This is a genomic window from Bacteroides fragilis, assembly GCF_019583405.1.
In the GTDB taxonomy this organism is placed as follows: domain Bacteria; phylum Bacteroidota; class Bacteroidia; order Bacteroidales; family Bacteroidaceae; genus Bacteroides; species Bacteroides fragilis_B.
Genome location: NZ_SZUU01000003.1, coordinates 161,100 through 178,056, shown reverse-complemented (window position 1 = coordinate 178,056; position 16,957 = coordinate 161,100). Strand labels below are relative to the sequence as shown.

General features: G+C 42.2%; 13 protein-coding genes and 1 pseudogene. 10 read left to right on the top strand and 4 right to left on the bottom strand.

Annotated features, from left to right (window positions below; genetic code table 11):
- Positions 1-147 precede the first annotated feature (147 nt).
- The 3 genes from trxB to FDF36_RS08025 are packed head-to-tail and all read right to left on the bottom strand — an operon-like array spanning position 148 to position 4,305.
- A complete protein-coding gene (gene trxB, locus FDF36_RS08035) occupies positions 148-1,095 on the bottom strand; it encodes a thioredoxin-disulfide reductase (protein WP_220390983.1) in 948 nt (315 codons plus the stop codon).
- 54 nt (positions 1,096-1,149) lie between these two features.
- Complete coding sequence (gene lolA1 / locus FDF36_RS08030; protein ID WP_220390982.1) at positions 1,150-1,791, bottom strand: outer membrane lipoprotein periplasmic chaperone LolA1; 642 nt, start codon at positions 1,789-1,791, stop codon at positions 1,150-1,152.
- A 24-nt stretch (positions 1,792-1,815) separates the two neighbouring features.
- Positions 1,816-4,305: an FtsK/SpoIIIE family DNA translocase gene (locus FDF36_RS08025; RefSeq protein WP_220390981.1), complete on the bottom strand. Its 2,490-nt coding sequence runs from the start codon at positions 4,303-4,305 to the stop codon at positions 1,816-1,818.
- 112 nt (positions 4,306-4,417) lie between these two features.
- On the opposite strand from FDF36_RS08025, the gene FDF36_RS08020 reads away from it, so the two are divergent.
- The 3 genes from FDF36_RS08020 to FDF36_RS08010 are packed head-to-tail and all read left to right on the top strand — an operon-like array spanning position 4,418 to position 6,913.
- Entirely contained in the window at positions 4,418-5,053 is a 636-nt protein-coding gene (locus FDF36_RS08020) for a DUF5063 domain-containing protein (protein ID WP_220390980.1), read from the top strand.
- 6 nt (positions 5,054-5,059) lie between these two features.
- Complete coding sequence (locus FDF36_RS08015) at positions 5,060-5,707, top strand: 3'-5' exonuclease (protein WP_220390979.1); 648 nt, start codon at positions 5,060-5,062, stop codon at positions 5,705-5,707.
- 27 nt (positions 5,708-5,734) lie between these two features.
- Positions 5,735-6,913: a class I SAM-dependent rRNA methyltransferase gene (locus tag FDF36_RS08010; RefSeq protein WP_220390978.1), complete on the top strand. Its 1,179-nt coding sequence runs from the start codon at positions 5,735-5,737 to the stop codon at positions 6,911-6,913.
- A 389-nt stretch (positions 6,914-7,302) separates the two neighbouring features.
- Here the strand turns inward: FDF36_RS08010 and FDF36_RS08005 are convergent.
- Positions 7,303-8,460 (bottom strand): annotated as a pseudogene (locus tag FDF36_RS08005) (6-bladed beta-propeller).
- 1,272 nt (positions 8,461-9,732) lie between these two features.
- On the opposite strand from FDF36_RS08005, the gene FDF36_RS08000 reads away from it, so the two are divergent.
- The 7 genes from FDF36_RS08000 to miaA all read left to right on the top strand — a co-directional run bounded on the left by FDF36_RS08000 (position 9,733) and on the right by miaA (position 16,839).
- Complete coding sequence (locus FDF36_RS08000) at positions 9,733-10,992, top strand: nucleoside permease (protein ID WP_220390977.1); 1,260 nt, start codon at positions 9,733-9,735, stop codon at positions 10,990-10,992.
- 2 nt (positions 10,993-10,994) lie between these two features.
- Positions 10,995-11,564, top strand: a complete 570-nt coding sequence (locus FDF36_RS07995) for a bifunctional nuclease family protein (protein WP_005785364.1) — start codon at positions 10,995-10,997, stop codon at positions 11,562-11,564.
- Positions 11,565-11,569: 5 nt separating this feature from the next.
- Complete coding sequence (locus FDF36_RS07990; protein WP_220390976.1) at positions 11,570-12,259, top strand: 16S rRNA (uracil(1498)-N(3))-methyltransferase; 690 nt, start codon at positions 11,570-11,572, stop codon at positions 12,257-12,259.
- A 27-nt stretch (positions 12,260-12,286) separates the two neighbouring features.
- Positions 12,287-13,840 (top strand): DUF4836 family protein, encoded by a 1,554-nt coding sequence (locus FDF36_RS07985; RefSeq protein ID WP_220390975.1) that lies wholly within the window; start codon positions 12,287-12,289, stop codon positions 13,838-13,840.
- Positions 13,841-13,852: 12 nt separating this feature from the next.
- On the top strand, positions 13,853-14,497 hold the full coding sequence (locus tag FDF36_RS07980; protein ID WP_220390974.1) for an ATP-binding cassette domain-containing protein: 645 nt from the start codon (positions 13,853-13,855) through the stop codon (positions 14,495-14,497).
- Positions 14,494-15,699, top strand: a complete 1,206-nt coding sequence (locus FDF36_RS07975) for an ABC transporter permease (protein ID WP_220390973.1) — start codon at positions 14,494-14,496, stop codon at positions 15,697-15,699. The genes FDF36_RS07980 and FDF36_RS07975 overlap by 4 nt, the downstream gene beginning before the upstream one ends.
- Before the next feature lie 219 nt (positions 15,700-15,918).
- On the top strand, positions 15,919-16,839 hold the full coding sequence (gene miaA, locus FDF36_RS07970; RefSeq protein ID WP_220391247.1) for a tRNA (adenosine(37)-N6)-dimethylallyltransferase MiaA: 921 nt from the start codon (positions 15,919-15,921) through the stop codon (positions 16,837-16,839).
- The last annotated feature ends 118 nt before the right edge of the window (positions 16,840-16,957 follow it).

Genomic DNA, 16,957 nt, shown 5'->3' with positions numbered 1-16,957 from the left:
CATCATACTCCACAAAAACGCGGAGGACACAGAGTATTATTTCCTTTCTGAAAATATAAACTCTGTGTCCTCCGCTTTTATTTACGGACACAATTACTTTCCAAAGGATAACTGCGTCCGGAATATCTTTGTCGTTTCTTACAAATCTTAGATCAATCCCTTTTCAGACAGATAGCGTTCAGCTTCAATAGCAGCTTTACATCCGCTTCCGGCAGCTGTAATAGCCTGACGATAATGTGGATCAGCTACGTCACCTGCGGCAAATACTCCGGGTACCTTGGTACGAGGACTGTCACCATCGGTGGTAATATATCCCACTTCATCAGTATCCAGATAGGGTTTAAAGATGTCCGAATTCGGTTTATGCCCGATAGCGAGGAAGAAACCGTCGATAGGTAATGAATAGCGTTCTTCATCGGGCTCCTCCCAACGTTTCACAAGATTCATACCTTCTACACCGTTCTCACCGAAAAGACCGACTACATTATGCTCAAAGAGTACTTCAATCTTATCGTGCTTCATCACACGCTCCTGCATAATTTTCGAAGCACGAAGATAAGGCTTACGCACAACCAGATAAACCTTGGAAGCGAGTCCGGCCAAATAGATCGCTTCTTCACAAGCAGTGTCACCACCACCTACCACAGCAACCACTTTCTTGCGATAGAAAAAACCATCGCAAGTAGCACAAGCGCTGACCCCCATACCGGCATACTTCTTTTCATCGTCCAGCCCTAAATATTTGGCTGTAGCTCCGGTGGCGATAATCAATGAATCGGCTTCGATTACCTTTTCACCATCGATTGTAATTTTGTAAGGAGCCTGACCAAGATCAGAGGCGGTAGCAATCCCAAAGCGGATGTCAGCCCCAAAACGTTCGGCCTGTGTACGAAGATCTTCCATCAATTGCGGTCCGCTGATTCCTTGTGGATAGCCCGGGAAATTTTCTACATCGGTAGTGGTAGTCAACTGTCCACCCGGCTGTATTCCTTCGTAAAGCACCGGTGACAAATTTGCACGTCCAGCATAGATAGCGGCTGTATAGCCGGCTGGCCCTGAACCTATAATAAGGCATTTAATTCTTTCTGTTTCCATACTCCTATTTATATTTTACGATTTACTATTAACGCTTGAAATCATTCCCCTCTCCTACCGAAGATCGATCACTTCAGCATGAGGATATTGTTTCTTATCAAACACAAACATACCATCGGCATATTTCAAACCTGTCTGATAACCAGTCACAGTGATCTCGCTGCGACTCTTATCACGTTGTTCCATCATGATAAACAATGGTTGATAAGTGTCTTTACTCACATAAAGCACAATTCTCGATAAATCTCTCTTCTTGTCAGTAGCAGTCAATATTACCTCGTAGACCGATTTGCCACCAAAGTTCTTCAATGATCCAATCTTATAGTCGAAGCCATGACGGTATATCTGCAAAAGTGCATACGGATTAAGACTCTGCAATTCGGTCCCGGTAGGGTTACTGATATTAACTTCATCACTGCTTTTCAGATAGCTCCACTGGGTCTTACCATCAAACCAAGTAATAGCATCGTCTGTTTTCAGTACAAATTTTTCCCCTTTGAGTTCGATGACTCCGGCAGACTGTCCGGCCATCCTGCTTTTGTTAAATACTGTCACGTTGAATTCCGCACGGATACCGCCTGCCTTTTCAAATGTGCCCGCTGTCTTATCAAGCACAACTTTTGCCTGCATTTGTTGTTGTGCAAACACAGGCAAAGTCAGTAAAGCTATCCAAATGCTAATTATAATCTGCTTCATTGTATACACTCATTTAACGTTTGATTATTGAATATTGTTCAAACGCATTTCAAGGTCGTTTTCGTCTACACACAGCACATCGCGTGCCTTACTTCCCTGTGAGGGACCTACAATGCCGGCCTTTTCCAGCTGATCCATCAAACGCCCGGCACGATTGTAGCCGATAGAGAATTTACGCTGTATCAGCGAAGTAGATCCCTGTTGATGAATCACAATCAGGCGGGCAGCCTCCTCAAACAACGGATCAAGACGTCCCATATCGACTTCACCCAAATCACTGCCGCTATCTTCACTCACATATTCGGGCAGGAAGAAGGCGGTAGGATATCCCTGCTGACGTGAAATATACTTGGTGATTTCTTCCACTTCGGGCGTATCGATAAATGCACACTGCACACGTACCGGATCGGCCCCCTGAAGGAAGAGCATATCACCGCGACCGATCAACTGATTGGCTCCCGGACGGTCGAGAATAGTACGTGAGTCCATCATCGCTGACACGCGAAATGCGATACGTGCCGGGAAGTTAGCCTTGATAGTACCTGTGATAATATTAGTGGTCGGACGCTGGGTTGCGATAATCATATGGATACCTACGGCACGTGCCAACTGTGCAATACGGGCAATCGGCAATTCGATCTCCTTACCTGCTGTCATAATCAGATCACCGAACTCATCAATGACCACTACGATATAAGGCATAAATTTATGCCCCTTTTCCGGATTCAGGCGGCGATTGATGAACTTCTCGTTGTACTCTTTGATGTTGCGCACATGAGCCATTTTCAACAGATCATAGCGGCTGTCCATCTCCACACAAACAGAATTAAGGGTCTGCACCACTTTAGTCACGTCAGTGATGATAGCATCTTCACCATCGGGAAGTTTCGCAAGAAAATGATGTTCAATGACAGAATAAATGCTGAATTCCACTTTCTTAGGATCCACCAGAACAAACTTCAGTTCGGCAGGATGCTTCTTATAAAGCAGTGAAGTGATGATAGCGTTCAAGCCGACAGATTTACCCTGTCCGGTAGCACCTGCCACCAATACGTGCGGCATTTTGCAAAGATCAACCATGAATACCTCATTCGTAATGGTTTTACCAAGTGCAATAGGCAAATCATAGGTTGACTCCTGAAACTTCTTACTACCTATAATAGACTGTCCTGAAACGATCTTCGGATTTGAGTTAGGCACCTCGATACCGATCGTACCTTTTCCCGGTATGGGAGCAATGATACGAATGCCCAACGCAGAAAGGCTCAAAGCGATATCGTCTTCCAATCCACGAATCTTTGAAATACGTACTCCTTGTTCCGGAGTGATCTCATAAAGAGTTACCGTAGGTCCTACCGTAGCTTTAATCGTACTTATTTCAATGCCAAAACTACGCAATGTATTGATAATACGGTCTTTATTTGCATTCTGTTCCTCCATATTGATGGTAGGCTCACTATTTTCATAGTGCTTCATCAAGTCGATAGTAGGAAAATGATAGTTCTCTAAATCCAGTTTAGGATTGTAAGGTTCAGTCTCCGCACCCTGATAATTTTCATCATCGGCAGCAGTCTCTATTTCGAACTCAGGCTCTTTATCTGCCGACCCTGCCCGAAAAGGAGGTACGGGATCAGGAGTTGTCTGCTCAAAAGTCATAGTCACATCACCATCGGATGTCACAGCCCTGTCTTCCGGAGTCACAGGCATTTCGGTTGAAGATTCGACAGGTGTTTCAGGCACAGCAGTAGTTTCCACCTTCTTCACCGGTACTTCCTGACGGAAAGTACGATTTACATCAAATTCCACTTCCTGAGGTTTCGGATTATCATATTCATGTGGTTTGGGCTCTTGAATGGCTTCAGAAAGTTCTTCTTTTTGCTTACGCTTCAAGAAACTAAGACTAAAAAGCTTACGCAACCAAATAATGGTGCGGGCACTCATATATATAAGGAAACAAATACCTGTTACCAAAAGAATCAGCCATACACCGGGAATACCGACTTGAGAAATAAGCCAGTTACTGATGTTATAACCATGCAATCCACCCAGATAGATGAACGAGTCCTGATAATGGTCCATAAAAACGAAACCAAGGAAAACGGAAAACCAAATGAGCAACAGTGAACATCCGATAAACCATTTCCAAAGGCGTACCACACGTACACGCATTAATTTTAATCCGGCAACAGCCAGATAGATTAAAATAAAGAAAGAGGAAATACCAAAACAGTCATTAATCAGATAACTTGCCAACTGAGCTCCCCGGGAACCCGCATAGTTCTTTACATGATTGTTCACAGCAGCAAGGTCCTGGGCATTCCCGCTATCAATGATACTTTGGTCAGCTGCTCCAGTAAAAAAGAAAGAGGTAAAGGCCAGCAATAAATAGACAGAGAAAATGACCAGTACCAACCCGATCACAAAGTGAATTGTTTCGTTCCTGAAGAAAGCCACATATTTTTTTGTGGAAGCCGGCTTCTGTTCTGCTTCCTTATCTGATTTCTTTTTTGCCATGTGGATGATGAATCTTAAGCTATATGATTAATGATGCAAAAGTAGTAAAAAAAAGAATTTCATTGGACTACCCACAACTTTTTCTTACCTTTGCGTTTCAATTCAAGCAGAAATGAAAAAAGAGAGTCAAGTAATATTTGATAAGAATGTGATAGAATTCGTTACAGTATCCGCCGAGTTCTGCGCTTTTTTGGAACGTGCCGAAAGTATGAAACGCAGTACGTTTGTTGACACCACCCTTAAAATACTTCCTTTGCTTTATCTAAAAGCATCCATGCTTCCGAAATGTGAAATGATAGGTGATGAATCACCTGAAACGTATGTAACGGAAGAAATTTACGAAGTGTTGCGCATCAACCTGGCATCCGTATTGGCAGAAAAAGACGATTATCTGGAAGTATTTCTACCCGACATGGCTTACAGTGACGAACCGATCAAAAAGAATATTTCGGAAGATCTGGCCGACATTTATCAGGATATCAAAGACTTTATCTTCGTATTCCAGCTGGGATTGAACGAGACGATGAACGATTCCCTCGCCATCTGCCAGGAGAACTTCGGACTCTTGTGGGGACAAAAACTGGTAAACACCATGCGTGCCCTGCATGACGTAAAATATAGTCCGAAAGCCCGGGGAGAAGACGAAGAGGAAGAAGAGTACGAACCCGAAAACAATGAAGACTGTCACTGTGAAGATGACGACTGCCATTGTCACGATCATGGCTGCCATTGCCATGATGATGAATAAAAAAATATGATTTTAAAAAGAACCATAAGCAAAGAAGAAGTGAAGGAGATGCCCAAAGCAGCATTTCCCGGACGGATTCATGTAATACAGACTGAAAGTGAGGCGCAAAAAGCGGTGGCTTATCTGCAATCCCAAGCCATCTTGGGAATCGACAGCGAGACACGTCCCTCATTCACCAAGGGACATTCTCATAAAGTAGCATTACTTCAGATTTCATCTGACGAGTGTTGCTTTCTGTTTCGCCTGAACATGACCGGCCTAACCCAACCCATCATAGAACTACTTGAAAATCCGAAAGTAATCAAAGTGGGTCTTTCACTGAAAGACGACTTCATGATGTTACACAAACGGGCCCCTTTCAATCAACAGGCATGCATTGAGTTGCAAGAGTATGTCCGTCCCTTCGGCATTCAGGATAAGAGCTTGCAAAAGATATACGGTATCTTGTTTAGAGAGAAAATCTCAAAATCACAACGCCTTTCTAATTGGGAAGCAGATGTACTGACGGATGCACAAAAGCAATACGCAGCTACAGACGCTTGGGCCTGCCTCAACATATATCACTTATTGGAGGAACTGAAACGAACAGGAAACTACGAATTGGCCCCGGAAGAGGAAACCGCAGAGACGGTAAAAGTAGGTTCAGATCAATGATAAAAGTAAAAACAACATAATAAATTTATGCATAAAGTATATCTTAAACCCGGCAAAGAAGACTCATTGAAACGGTTCCACCCCTGGATTTTTTCTGGTGCCATCGCCCACTTCGACGGTGAACCCGAGGAAGGTGAAGTAGTGGAAGTGTACACCTCAAAAAAAGAATTTATTGCCAAAGGGCATTTCCAGATTGGAAGTATTGCTGTACGTGTACTTTCGTTCAAACAAGAAGAGATTAACCACGATTTCTGGAAACACAAATTGGAAGTGGCCTACGACATGCGATGCAGTATTGGCATTGCCACCAATCCGACCAACAATACCTATCGTCTGGTACATGGAGAAGGAGATAATCTGCCCGGACTCGTTATTGATGTTTATGCCCGGACTGCTGTGATGCAGGCACATTCTGCAGGAATGCATGTAGACCGCATGGCCATTGCCGAAGCTTTGTCCGAAGTTATGGGCGATCAGATTGAAAATATCTATTATAAATCAGAAACGACCCTCCCATTTAAAGCAGACCTTTTCCCGGAGAACGGTTTCCTTAAAGGAGGAAGCAGCGACAATATCGCTCAGGAATATGGACTGAAATTCCATGTAGACTGGCTGAAGGGACAAAAAACAGGATTTTTTGTAGACCAGCGTGAAAATCGCGCTCTACTGGAGCGTTATGCCAAGGGGCGGTCGGTATTAAATATGTTCTGTTATACCGGAGGCTTTTCCTTTTACGCCATGCGCGGAGGTGCCAAACAGGTGCACTCGGTAGACAGTTCTGCAAAAGCCATCGATCTGACTAATAAAAATGTAGAATTAAACTTCCCGGGAGATACCCGTCATGCAGCCTTTGCTGAAGACGCTTTCAAATATCTCGACCGCATGGGTGACCAGTACGACTTGATCATTCTTGATCCTCCGGCATTTGCCAAACATAAAGACGCACTGCGCAATGCCCTTCAAGGCTACCGCAAACTCAATGCCAAAGCATTTGAGAAAATCAAACCGGGTGGTATCTTATTCACTTTCTCATGTTCGCAAGTAGTGACCAAAGATAATTTTCGTACCGCTGTATTTACTGCTGCCGCCATGTCGGGCAGAAGTGTACGTATACTACATCAGTTGACCCAGCCCGCAGACCATCCGGTGAACATCTATCATCCGGAAGGGGAATATCTCAAAGGATTGGTGCTCTATGTAGAATAATCACTCCATAAGCATAAAAACAGAAGCCTCAAAGTTAATTAGAGTTAACAAAAAGAAGATTTTCATCAAATCATTATGTTATATAACATAAAGTCCTTTATCTTTGCACTGTGTTTTTCATGGTATTAGATTTAAGGTTAATAAAGATTGGCTGTCCGTGATGGATAGCCTTTTTTTTATCTGTATATTATGAAGAGAGAACAGATTACTGCGGGATCAATGAATAAACTTGGAAATAAAGATAGATATTCAGCCCTTCCCCCCAATTTATTCATTGACTTTATCCGGTAAACAACCCTTCTAATAATGTAAAAGAACCGTCCTGCAGCAGGTGGGGGATGACCTGCTGCTTTAATTAAATAGGCAGTTACCTCTACCTTTTTAAACCACTATTTCTTTTGTTTTACCAACATAATCACCGGATTATCTTCTTCATTCAACCTAGAGGCGATTTCTTTCAATTTACCATCTTTCAGTTGGTCTTTCTTGTAAATTTCAACAAGTCGGGCTGCATTTAGACTTGTGACGTCTTCAATTTCACTATTAATTGGTTTTGCTGTCATAGCCACTGTTTTTTTGTCCACATAGTCATCATTGTATACGGTAACTTGAAATACGGCCTTTTCTTCTTTGTCATACACCAGTTCATCAGCATAGAATCCGTTGCCCTTTTCAAAGTTAAATACATTTTTAACGGCTTCCATAAAGTAATAACGGTCGGTGTGGATACCCATATAAAGAAAAACTTCCGGTTCCATGGTATGTGCAGAAGGAGTTCTTACAACAAAAGGACTTAATGTACCATCCGACGCATAGTTATACAATGTATCAGCTGATGTATCCATAAGTGTACATTTCCCGTTACTCAGGCGTATCTGATAAGAATAATTTGCTATAAACCTATCTCCATCACGCACAATTGGTATGTCAATTGTTTTAAAAGGAATAAAAATATCACGGATGATACTTCCATCCTGTTTTGATAGGATAATATGGTATGATCTGGTTCTATCCTCTCCTTTACTGTGATAATCTGACATATCATAGCAAATCAAATTATCTTTGTCATAATCGAAAATAGATGAAACTTCCCGATCAAGACTCAAACACCGTTTGAACTTTCCATAAAAATCGTATACTAAGATTTTATTTCCCGGTGACTTTACGAATATTTCACCATTATTTTCATCAAGAATAATCTCATTAATCCTCACATATTCTTCTGCTCCTTGCCCCCGACGATTTATCTTCCTTACTCCCTTACCGGTTTTTCTGTCAAAAATAAAAATATCCCCATCATTATTCCTATTTGTCGCCAATATGTATTCTTTTCCCACATCCTGCACCAGACCTTATGTAAGAAACTCGTCAGTGGTCTCCAACGCAACATATTCCACATCCATAAAGTCCTGAAGAATCAATTCTTTTTTAGGATAATTTTTCGAAACGTCAACGATGACTTAATCGTTGTTTGACTGTTTATTTCCTCCACACCCTGCTAATACCACCAACAGAATGATTGCTAAAGTCGTTTTTGTTTGTTTCATTTCAGTTATTGTTTATTTGATAAAGAAGAACCTGTTTGGAGCCTGCTAAAAAAATGGCTGAAATCTTTTTAATCTAAAGTTTCCGTATCAGCCGGATAGTTTCTTTCTTTGAAGTGACCAAACTTTAAAAAAGATGCATCAGACTGATTTTACGGAAAGAGAGTGGCAATATATAACAAAAGTATTGAACCTGCAAGAAAGAAAGCGAAAATAAGATTTACAAATGATTTGGAATGCTATTTTTTATTTAGTGAAAGCCGGCTGCCAATGGCGTATGCTTCCTCTTGACCTCCCTAAGTGACAGTTGGTTTATTACTACTATCGGAAATGGGCGGCTTTGTTGAATTTTGACTTGCTATTAAAGAAATTTCCTAAAGACCTTTTTCCCTGTGCAAACAAAGAAGAAAACAAGTTGATTTTCACCATATCATAAACCTTTATAAACAAGACTATTATCATTCTTCGTGCGATCTTTATTCCGGCCCGCATACCCGGGCTTATGGGCCCGCATACCTGGGCTCATCAGCCCACGTACCCGGGCCCATAAGCCCGGGTATGCGGGCCCGGATAAGATTCAGACCATTTTCGCTAAAGATACGAAGGAAAACAAAATGCTTTTATAGGCATAAACAGATAAGATAATAGATACATCACGCTATATGTCAAACCGTTACGTTTACTTTCTCTACTAAAACGAAGGGTGGAAGATGGAAGATAGGGGTGGAAGATAAACACCCATAAAAACAGCATCTTCCACCAGTTAACTATCTGACAATCAGAACCAACATCCTTAAAAGGTGGAAGATGGAAGATCGAAATGCATTTTTCGTATGAGAAGCGTACAAAAGGCTTTAGAGTCCGCTGAAATCGCCCCCTCAAATACCGGACGACGTTCGGTTGCCACACCTTCGTTATCGAAATAAGGAGCTCTAAGATTATTATTGAGGAAAATTTAAACTGGTTCTTAGATTAAATAATATATCAGGTAGCAACGGATTATATATACCCACATTATAAAAACTGATTATTAATCGTACTTTTGCAGGCTTATTTCTGACATTTAGTCATTTATACAATAGAAGTAAGCCATTTGGAATAGACCGCTTTCTTTTTTATAGACCTTTCATTCTCCGTTTTTCCGATTTTCTTTTGCCATTTTCCTTTTCTCATTTCCTTTTATTCCATGCTTTTTCCACTCTGTCAACTAAAAATATTATATTTGCACCTGATCTGCCATAGACAGGCACGACGGGAAACACATCAATAAAAGTTATGAATATAAAAAATCGTTTGATTATTATGAACTTCCTGCAATTCTTTGTATGGGGGTCGTGGTTAATTTCATTAGGTGGCTATATGGAAAGAGGCCTCCATTTTGAGGGTGGGCAAATCGGAGCCATTTTCGCAACAATGGGAATCGCATCCATTATCATGCCGGGAATAACAGGCATTATAGCCGACAAATGGTTCAATGCCGAACGCCTTTATGGTATTTGCCACTTGTTGGGAGCCGGCTGCTTGTTCTACGCTTCTACCGCCACCGACTACAATCAAATGTATTGGGCCATGTTACTCAATCTAATGGTTTACATGCCTACTCTTTCGCTCGCCAATACAGTTTCATACAATGCACTCGAACAATATAAATGTGATTTAGTAAAAGACTTCCCGCCTATCCGTGTATGGGGAACTATCGGTTTCATTTGTGCTATGTGGGCAGTGGACCTTACCGGATTCAAAAACTCCAGCGCTCAGCTTTATGTCGGAGCAAGCTCGGCATTACTTCTCGGATTATATTCTTTCACACTGCCCCCCTGCCCCCCTGCAAAAAATCAGAGTAAAACCCTATTGTCTTCTTTCGGTTTAGATGCCCTCAGCCTATTCAAAAGAAAAAAGATGGCTATCTTTTTCTTTTTCTCAATGTTACTGGGTGCAGCCTTGCAAATCACAAATACATATGGTGATGCATTTTTGGGTAGTTTCGCCAAAGTACCCGAATTTGCCGACTCTTTCGGTGTCAAGCACTCGGTGATCTTGCTGTCCATCTCACAAATGTCCGAGACACTGTTTATCCTGGCCATTCCTTTCTTCCTGAAACACTTCGGAATCAAGCGTGTCATGCTCATCAGTATGTTTGCCTGGGTATTCCGATTCGGACTGTTTGGCTTTGGTGATCCGGGATCAGGCATCTGGATGCTGATTTTATCAATGATAGTATACGGTATGGCATTTGATTTCTTCAACATTTCCGGTTCTTTATTTGTTGAATTGGAAACCAAACCTGAGACAAGGGCCAGTGCACAAGGTTTGTTCTTCATCATGACAAACGGATTGGGCGCAGTCATTGGAGGATATGCCAGTGGAGCCGTAGTGGATGCATTCTCCGTATATGAAAATGGAATGTTGGCAAGTCGCAACTGGCCGGCTATCTGGTTCATATTTGCAGCATACGCACTGGCTATCGGTATTTTGTTTGCAATTGTTTTCAGATACAAACATCAACCGGGAGAACTTAAGAAAGTGAACAATTAACAATGGATAAGAAAGTAGAATTACAGGTATTGAACATTTCTAACAGCCAAGCACAGGTAGGCGCCTATGCAATGGTATTGGGAGAAGTAGATGGCGAACGGCAACTGCCTATTATAATAGGGCCTGCCGAAGCACAAGCCACAGCCATTTGCCTGAAAGGAATAAAGGCCCCACGCCCGCTGACACACGATTTATTCTATTCGTGTCTGAATGTTTTAGGAGCAACTTTGCTTCGGGTACTGATATATAAAGCCAAAGAAGGCGTTTTCTATTCGTATATCTACTTTAAAAAAGACGAAGAAATTATTCGGATAGATGCCCGTACCTCGGATGCAGTGGCACTGGCCGTCAGGGCAGATTGTCCTATCTTTATATACGAATCTATTCTTGAACGCGAGTGTATTCGGTTGACAGACGGAGACGAACGTCCCGATACTCCGGAAGAAGATGAAAACTCACGTACGGAGCCAGTCAGCATTATTTCTCTTGAAGAAGCATTGAACAAAGCCATTCAAGAAGAGAATTATGAACTGGCAGCCCGACTTCGTGACGAAATTAACCGACATAAATAAAAGATATGCACGTATTTTATACTCCTGATATACAAACCAGCACAGAACTTCCAGAAGAGGAAGCACAGCACTGTGTACGTGTGCTCCGCCTGACGGCCGGAGATGAAATTAGTCTCACTGACGGAAAGGGAAACTTCTATCGGGCAGAGATCAGCGTGGCAACCAATAAACGTTGCCTGGTGAATATTAAAGAGACAATTTACCAAGAGCCTTTGTGGGACGGACATCTGCACATTGCCATGGCACCCACAAAAAATATGGATCGCAATGAATGGTTTGCTGAAAAAGCAACTGAAATAGGGTTCGACGAATTAACATTCCTGAACTGCCGCTTCTCCGAGCGGAAAGTAATTAAAACAGAACGCATTGAAAAGATATTGGTGTCTGCCATCAAGCAATCGTTAAAAGCACGTTTACCGCGTCTGAACGAAATGACCGATTTCAGCACATTTATCGAAAAAGACTTTAAAGGGCAAAAGTTCATTGCCCACTGCTACGAAGGAGAAAAACCTTTATTGAAAGATGCCTTGACAAAAGGAGAAGATGCCCTCGTATTGATCGGACCGGAAGGCGACTTCAGCGAAGAGGAAGTAAAGAAAGCAATCGAGAAAGGATTTGTCCCCATCAGTTTAGGCAAATCGCGACTGCGCACAGAAACAGCAGCATTGGTGGCTTGCCACACAATGAATATGTAATTTACAGAAATAAAAAAGATAGTAATTATGGTAAAACGAATGATTTCCCGACTTTCGGTACTGGCAGTACTGATCGTTTTCATGGCAGCCTGCTCCAAGAAAGCGGAATATATCCATGTGATTCCGGCCGACGCTTCGGCTGTTGCTTCCGTTAATCTGAATTCTCTTGCCGACAAAGCCGGCCTGAATGATAAAGAGAATGAAGGGATGAAACAAAAAATGATGGAAGCCCTGAAAAGCGGAATGAATGCAGCTGCTTTCCAGCAACTGGAAAAAATAATGAAGAATCCTTCTCAATCGGGGATTGATGTCAAAGCTCCTGTATTCGTATTTACTTCCAAGACTTTCATCAGCCCCGCTATAGTTGCCAAAGTCAGCAATATCGACGACTTGCGTGCTTCGCTCGACTTAATGGCCAAAGAAGGAATCTGCCAGCCTGTAGCAGAAGAAGAGGGATACAGTTTCACATCCCTGCAGAAGAACAATCTATTGGTCTTCAATGAAAATGCAGCAGTTTTGACAGAAGCCTATGGAACTTCTCAAATGGATGTTGCCAAACAAACCATCTCCACACTACTCAAACAGACTGAAGAGAACAGTATCGCCTCGAACGGCAGTTTCCGGAAGATGCAGAATCAAAAAGGAGACATAAACTTTTTTGCTTCAATGGATGCGGTTCCCCAAATGTATACTCAACAAATCAGTCTGGGGCTCTCTTCACAAATCGACTTGAGCGAAGTAAAAGCTGTGGGTAACCTCAACTTTGAAAAAGGAAAAATCGCTCTGCAGATCGAAACCTACTCGGATAATGCAGAAACGGATGCGTTACTGAAGAAACAGGCTCAAGCTGTTAAAAAGTTAAATACAACTTTCCTCCAGAACTTCCCCGAATCGACTCTCGCATTCCTAAATATAGGAGTCAATGGAGCAGCATTCTACGATTTACTGTTCAATAATGAAGAATTCCGTAGAAACGTGTCTCTTGCGAAAGCCGATGAAGTAAAAAGCTTATTCGCCTCTTTCGATGGAGATATTTCCATCGGACTGATTAATGTAACCTTGAACAGTGTTCCTACTTTTGCAGCTTATGCAGATGCAAAGAACGGAAATGCCCTGAAAGCATTGTACGACAATAAGAAACAATTAAAATTAGGTAAAAACGAAGATATTATCCAATTGGGCGAAAACGAATATGTTTATAAATCAAGAGCAACCAACGTATTCTTTGGCATCCGCAACAAGCAGATGTACGCCACTAATGATGAACTTCTGTACAAGAGTATCAGCAAACCGGTAGAGAAATCGATTAAAGATGCCGGATATGCATCGGATATGAAAGGCAAAAATGTATTTTTTGTTATCAATATGGATGCTATTCTCGATCTCCCTGTTGTGAAAATGATGGCCGGATTCGGTGGCGAAGAATATCAGACTTATTATAAACTCGCTTCAAAAATTTCGTATATCGAAGCATTCAGTGACAGTGAAGGTAAGACCGAAACAGCCATTCTTCTGAAAAACAAAGACGACAACGCTTTAAAACAGATAGTAGACTTTGCCAAACAGTTCGCCGGCATGTAATCTTCAACGTGTATGGACAGCATTCACTTACAGCAAACACTTCCCCAAGTGTTTGCTGACCGTAATTCGATAACTTCGGATGTATGGCATCAGAATCTTGTTTTCCATAAAGGAAAATCTTACCTGATCGAGGCTGCCTCCGGTACCGGTAAATCATCGTTGTGCAGCTATGTTTACGGCTACCGAAACGACTATCAGGGAATTATCAACTTCGATAAAACCAATATCAAAGCATACCTGGTGAAGCAATGGGTGGAAATCCGGAAACATTCACTGAGTATGCTTTTTCAGGACTTACGTATTTTTACGGAGTTGACCGCCATCGAAAACATCCGACTAAAAAATAATCTGACCGGATATAAAACCCGAAAAGAAATACTTTCACTGTTCGAAGCATTGGGACTCTCGGACAAACTGAACGTGAAGGCAGGAAAACTCTCTTTCGGACAACAACAGCGAGTGGCGTTCATCCGATCGCTTTGTCAACCTTTCGACTTCATTTTCCTGGACGAGCCCATCAGTCATTTGGACGATGAAAATGCACGTATTATGGGAGAACTGGTGACGGAAGAAGCCGGAAGACAAGGAGCGGGAATCATCGTAACGTCCATCGGCAAGCATATCGAGTTAACGTATGACAGAATATTGAAATTATGAATAACTTAGTCTGGAAGCTGCTCCGTCAGCATATCAGCATCGGTCAGTTGACCGGTTTCTTCTTTGCCAACTTCTTCGGAATGGTTATTGTGTTACTCAGCGCACAATTCTACAAAGATGTAGTTCCCATCTTTACCGAAGGGGATAGCTTTATGAAGAAAGATTATATGATAGCTACTAAGAAAATCAGTACGCTGGGATCTTTTGCGGGCAAGAGTAACACTTTTTCGTCTGAGGAAATAGAGGAACTGAAGAAACAACCGTTCACCCGGAGCGTAGGTGCTTTCACTCCTTCGCAATTTAAAGTCTCCGCAGGATTGGGAATGCAGGAAGCAGGAATTCACCTTTCTACCGAAATGTTCTTTGAGGCCGTTCCTGATAAGTTTGTAGACATCAACCTTGATAAATGGCATTTTGATGCAAACACGCACACCATCCCTATCATCATTCCGCGCAATTATCTGAATTTATATAACTTCGGATTTGCCCAGAGCCGAAGCCTGCCTAAGCTATCGGAAGGGTTGATGAGCCTGATCCAAATGGATATTCTAATGCGGGGCAACGGACGGGTTGAGCAATATAAAGGAAACATCGTCGGCTTTTCCAACCGGTTGAATACTATTTTGGTTCCACAATCTTTTATGAATTGGGCTAACCAAAACTTTGCACCGGATAGCCAGCCGGACCCTTCACGGCTGATTATCGAAGTAGACAATCCCGCTGATGCCTCCATTGCAACGTATTTCCAACAAAAGGGTTATGAGACAGAAGATGGAAAACTGGACGCCGGGAAAACCACTTATTTTCTGCGTCTGATTGTGGGTATTGTCCTTGCAGTAGGACTATTTATCAGCATACTCTCTTTCTACATTCTGATGCTCAGCATTTTTCTGCTTTTACAAAAAAACACCGTGAAACTGGAAAGTTTACTTCTGATAGGTTACAGCCCTTCAAGAGTAGCACTCCCCTATCAGATTCTTACATTAGGACTCAATGTTGTGGTACTGTTACTATCCGTCGGCATTGTTTCGTGGGCACGCACCTCTTATCTTACGACACTGAACCTACTGTTTCCACAAATGTCTGTCGGATCTCTTTGGCCAACTTTCGCCATAGGTATATTTTTATTCTTATTGGTGTCGGCCATCAACGTTATTATACTGAAAAAGAAGATGTTGTCAATATGGATACACAAAGCATAGGAGACATTAGGACATAAAAAAAGGAGCAACGCCTTGCTCCAACCTTTGTTAACCTTAAATCTAATACTATGAAAAACACATTGCAAAGATACGTACTCTTTGGTTATCTGCAAATAATACAAGAAAAAAAGGATGTTTTATAACACTATTTAAGAGTTTAACACCTGCTTTTCACTTCCTTTTTCATATCTTTGTAACGTTATTAATAAAGATATGACCATGCCGGACTATGATCTGATTGCCATTCTTGGCCCTACCGCTTCGGGTAAAACCCCTTTTGCTGCCGCATTGGCCGCAGAGTTAAATACTGAAATTATCAGTGCCGATTCACGCCAAATCTATCGGGGAATGGATCTTGGTACAGGCAAAGACCTGGAAGACTACACTATTAACGGCAGACAAATCCCTTACCACCTGATAGATATTGCCGATCCGGGCTATAAATACAATGTATTTGAGTATCAACGTGATTTCCTGACAGCTTACGAGACTATTAAACAAAAAGGACATCTCCCCGTTCTATGTGGAGGGACAGGCTTGTATCTGGAGTCGGTACTAAAAGGCTATCGCCTAGTTCCAGTTCCCGAAAACCAAGAGTTGCGTGTACGCCTGGCCGAAAAATCATTGGAAGAACTGACTGCTATTTTAAGCGGTTATAAGACACTTCACAATTCGACAGACGTGGATACTGTCAAACGGGCAATCCGTGCTATCGAAATAGAAGAGTATTATGCAAAGACACCAATAGAAGAACGGGAATTCCCACAACTGAACAGCCTGATTATCGGAGTGGACATCGACCGTGAATTGCGACGAGGGAAAATCACCCGCCGCCTTAAACAAAGACTGGACGACGGGATGGTTGAAGAGGTACGTCGTCTTCTGGCAGAGGGGATTCATCCGGATGACTTGATTTATTATGGATTGGAATACAAATACCTGACCTTGTACGCCATTGGTAAAATGACATACGATGAAATGTTCACCGGTCTGGAAACTGCCATCCACCAGTTTGCCAAACGGCAAATGACCTGGTTTCGGGGAATGGAACGAAGAGGCTTCACCATTCATTGGGTAGATGCATCACTCCCAATGGAGGAAAAGATTAACTTTGTAAAGCAGAAACTCAAAGAGTTTTAGTAACTTTGGCGAAGCTCTTAACCGCTTTTGTTTCATTCATCAGTTCGTCCCGCAAGTGCGGGTCCATGCGTCCGGCTACCCAAGCCCATAAGTCCGGGAACGGAGGCAGATGAGCCCT

Coding starts and splice junctions, on each gene's coding strand:
- trxB (WP_220390983.1), bottom strand. CDS start 1,095: ATGGAAACAGAAAGAATTAAATGCCTTATTATAGGTTCAGGGCCAGCC.
- lolA1 (WP_220390982.1), bottom strand. CDS start 1,791: ATGAAGCAGATTATAATTAGCATTTGGATAGCTTTACTGACTTTGCCT.
- FDF36_RS08025 (WP_220390981.1), bottom strand. CDS start 4,305: ATGGCAAAAAAGAAATCAGATAAGGAAGCAGAACAGAAGCCGGCTTCC.
- FDF36_RS08020 (WP_220390980.1), top strand. CDS start 4,418: ATGAAAAAAGAGAGTCAAGTAATATTTGATAAGAATGTGATAGAATTC.
- FDF36_RS08015 (WP_220390979.1), top strand. CDS start 5,060: ATGATTTTAAAAAGAACCATAAGCAAAGAAGAAGTGAAGGAGATGCCC.
- FDF36_RS08010 (WP_220390978.1), top strand. CDS start 5,735: ATGCATAAAGTATATCTTAAACCCGGCAAAGAAGACTCATTGAAACGG.
- FDF36_RS08000 (WP_220390977.1), top strand. CDS start 9,733: ATGAATATAAAAAATCGTTTGATTATTATGAACTTCCTGCAATTCTTT.
- FDF36_RS07995 (WP_005785364.1), top strand. CDS start 10,995: ATGGATAAGAAAGTAGAATTACAGGTATTGAACATTTCTAACAGCCAA.
- FDF36_RS07990 (WP_220390976.1), top strand. CDS start 11,570: ATGCACGTATTTTATACTCCTGATATACAAACCAGCACAGAACTTCCA.
- FDF36_RS07985 (WP_220390975.1), top strand. CDS start 12,287: ATGGTAAAACGAATGATTTCCCGACTTTCGGTACTGGCAGTACTGATC.
- FDF36_RS07980 (WP_220390974.1), top strand. CDS start 13,853: ATGGACAGCATTCACTTACAGCAAACACTTCCCCAAGTGTTTGCTGAC.
- FDF36_RS07975 (WP_220390973.1), top strand. CDS start 14,494: ATGAATAACTTAGTCTGGAAGCTGCTCCGTCAGCATATCAGCATCGGT.
- miaA (WP_220391247.1), top strand. CDS start 15,919: ATGCCGGACTATGATCTGATTGCCATTCTTGGCCCTACCGCTTCGGGT.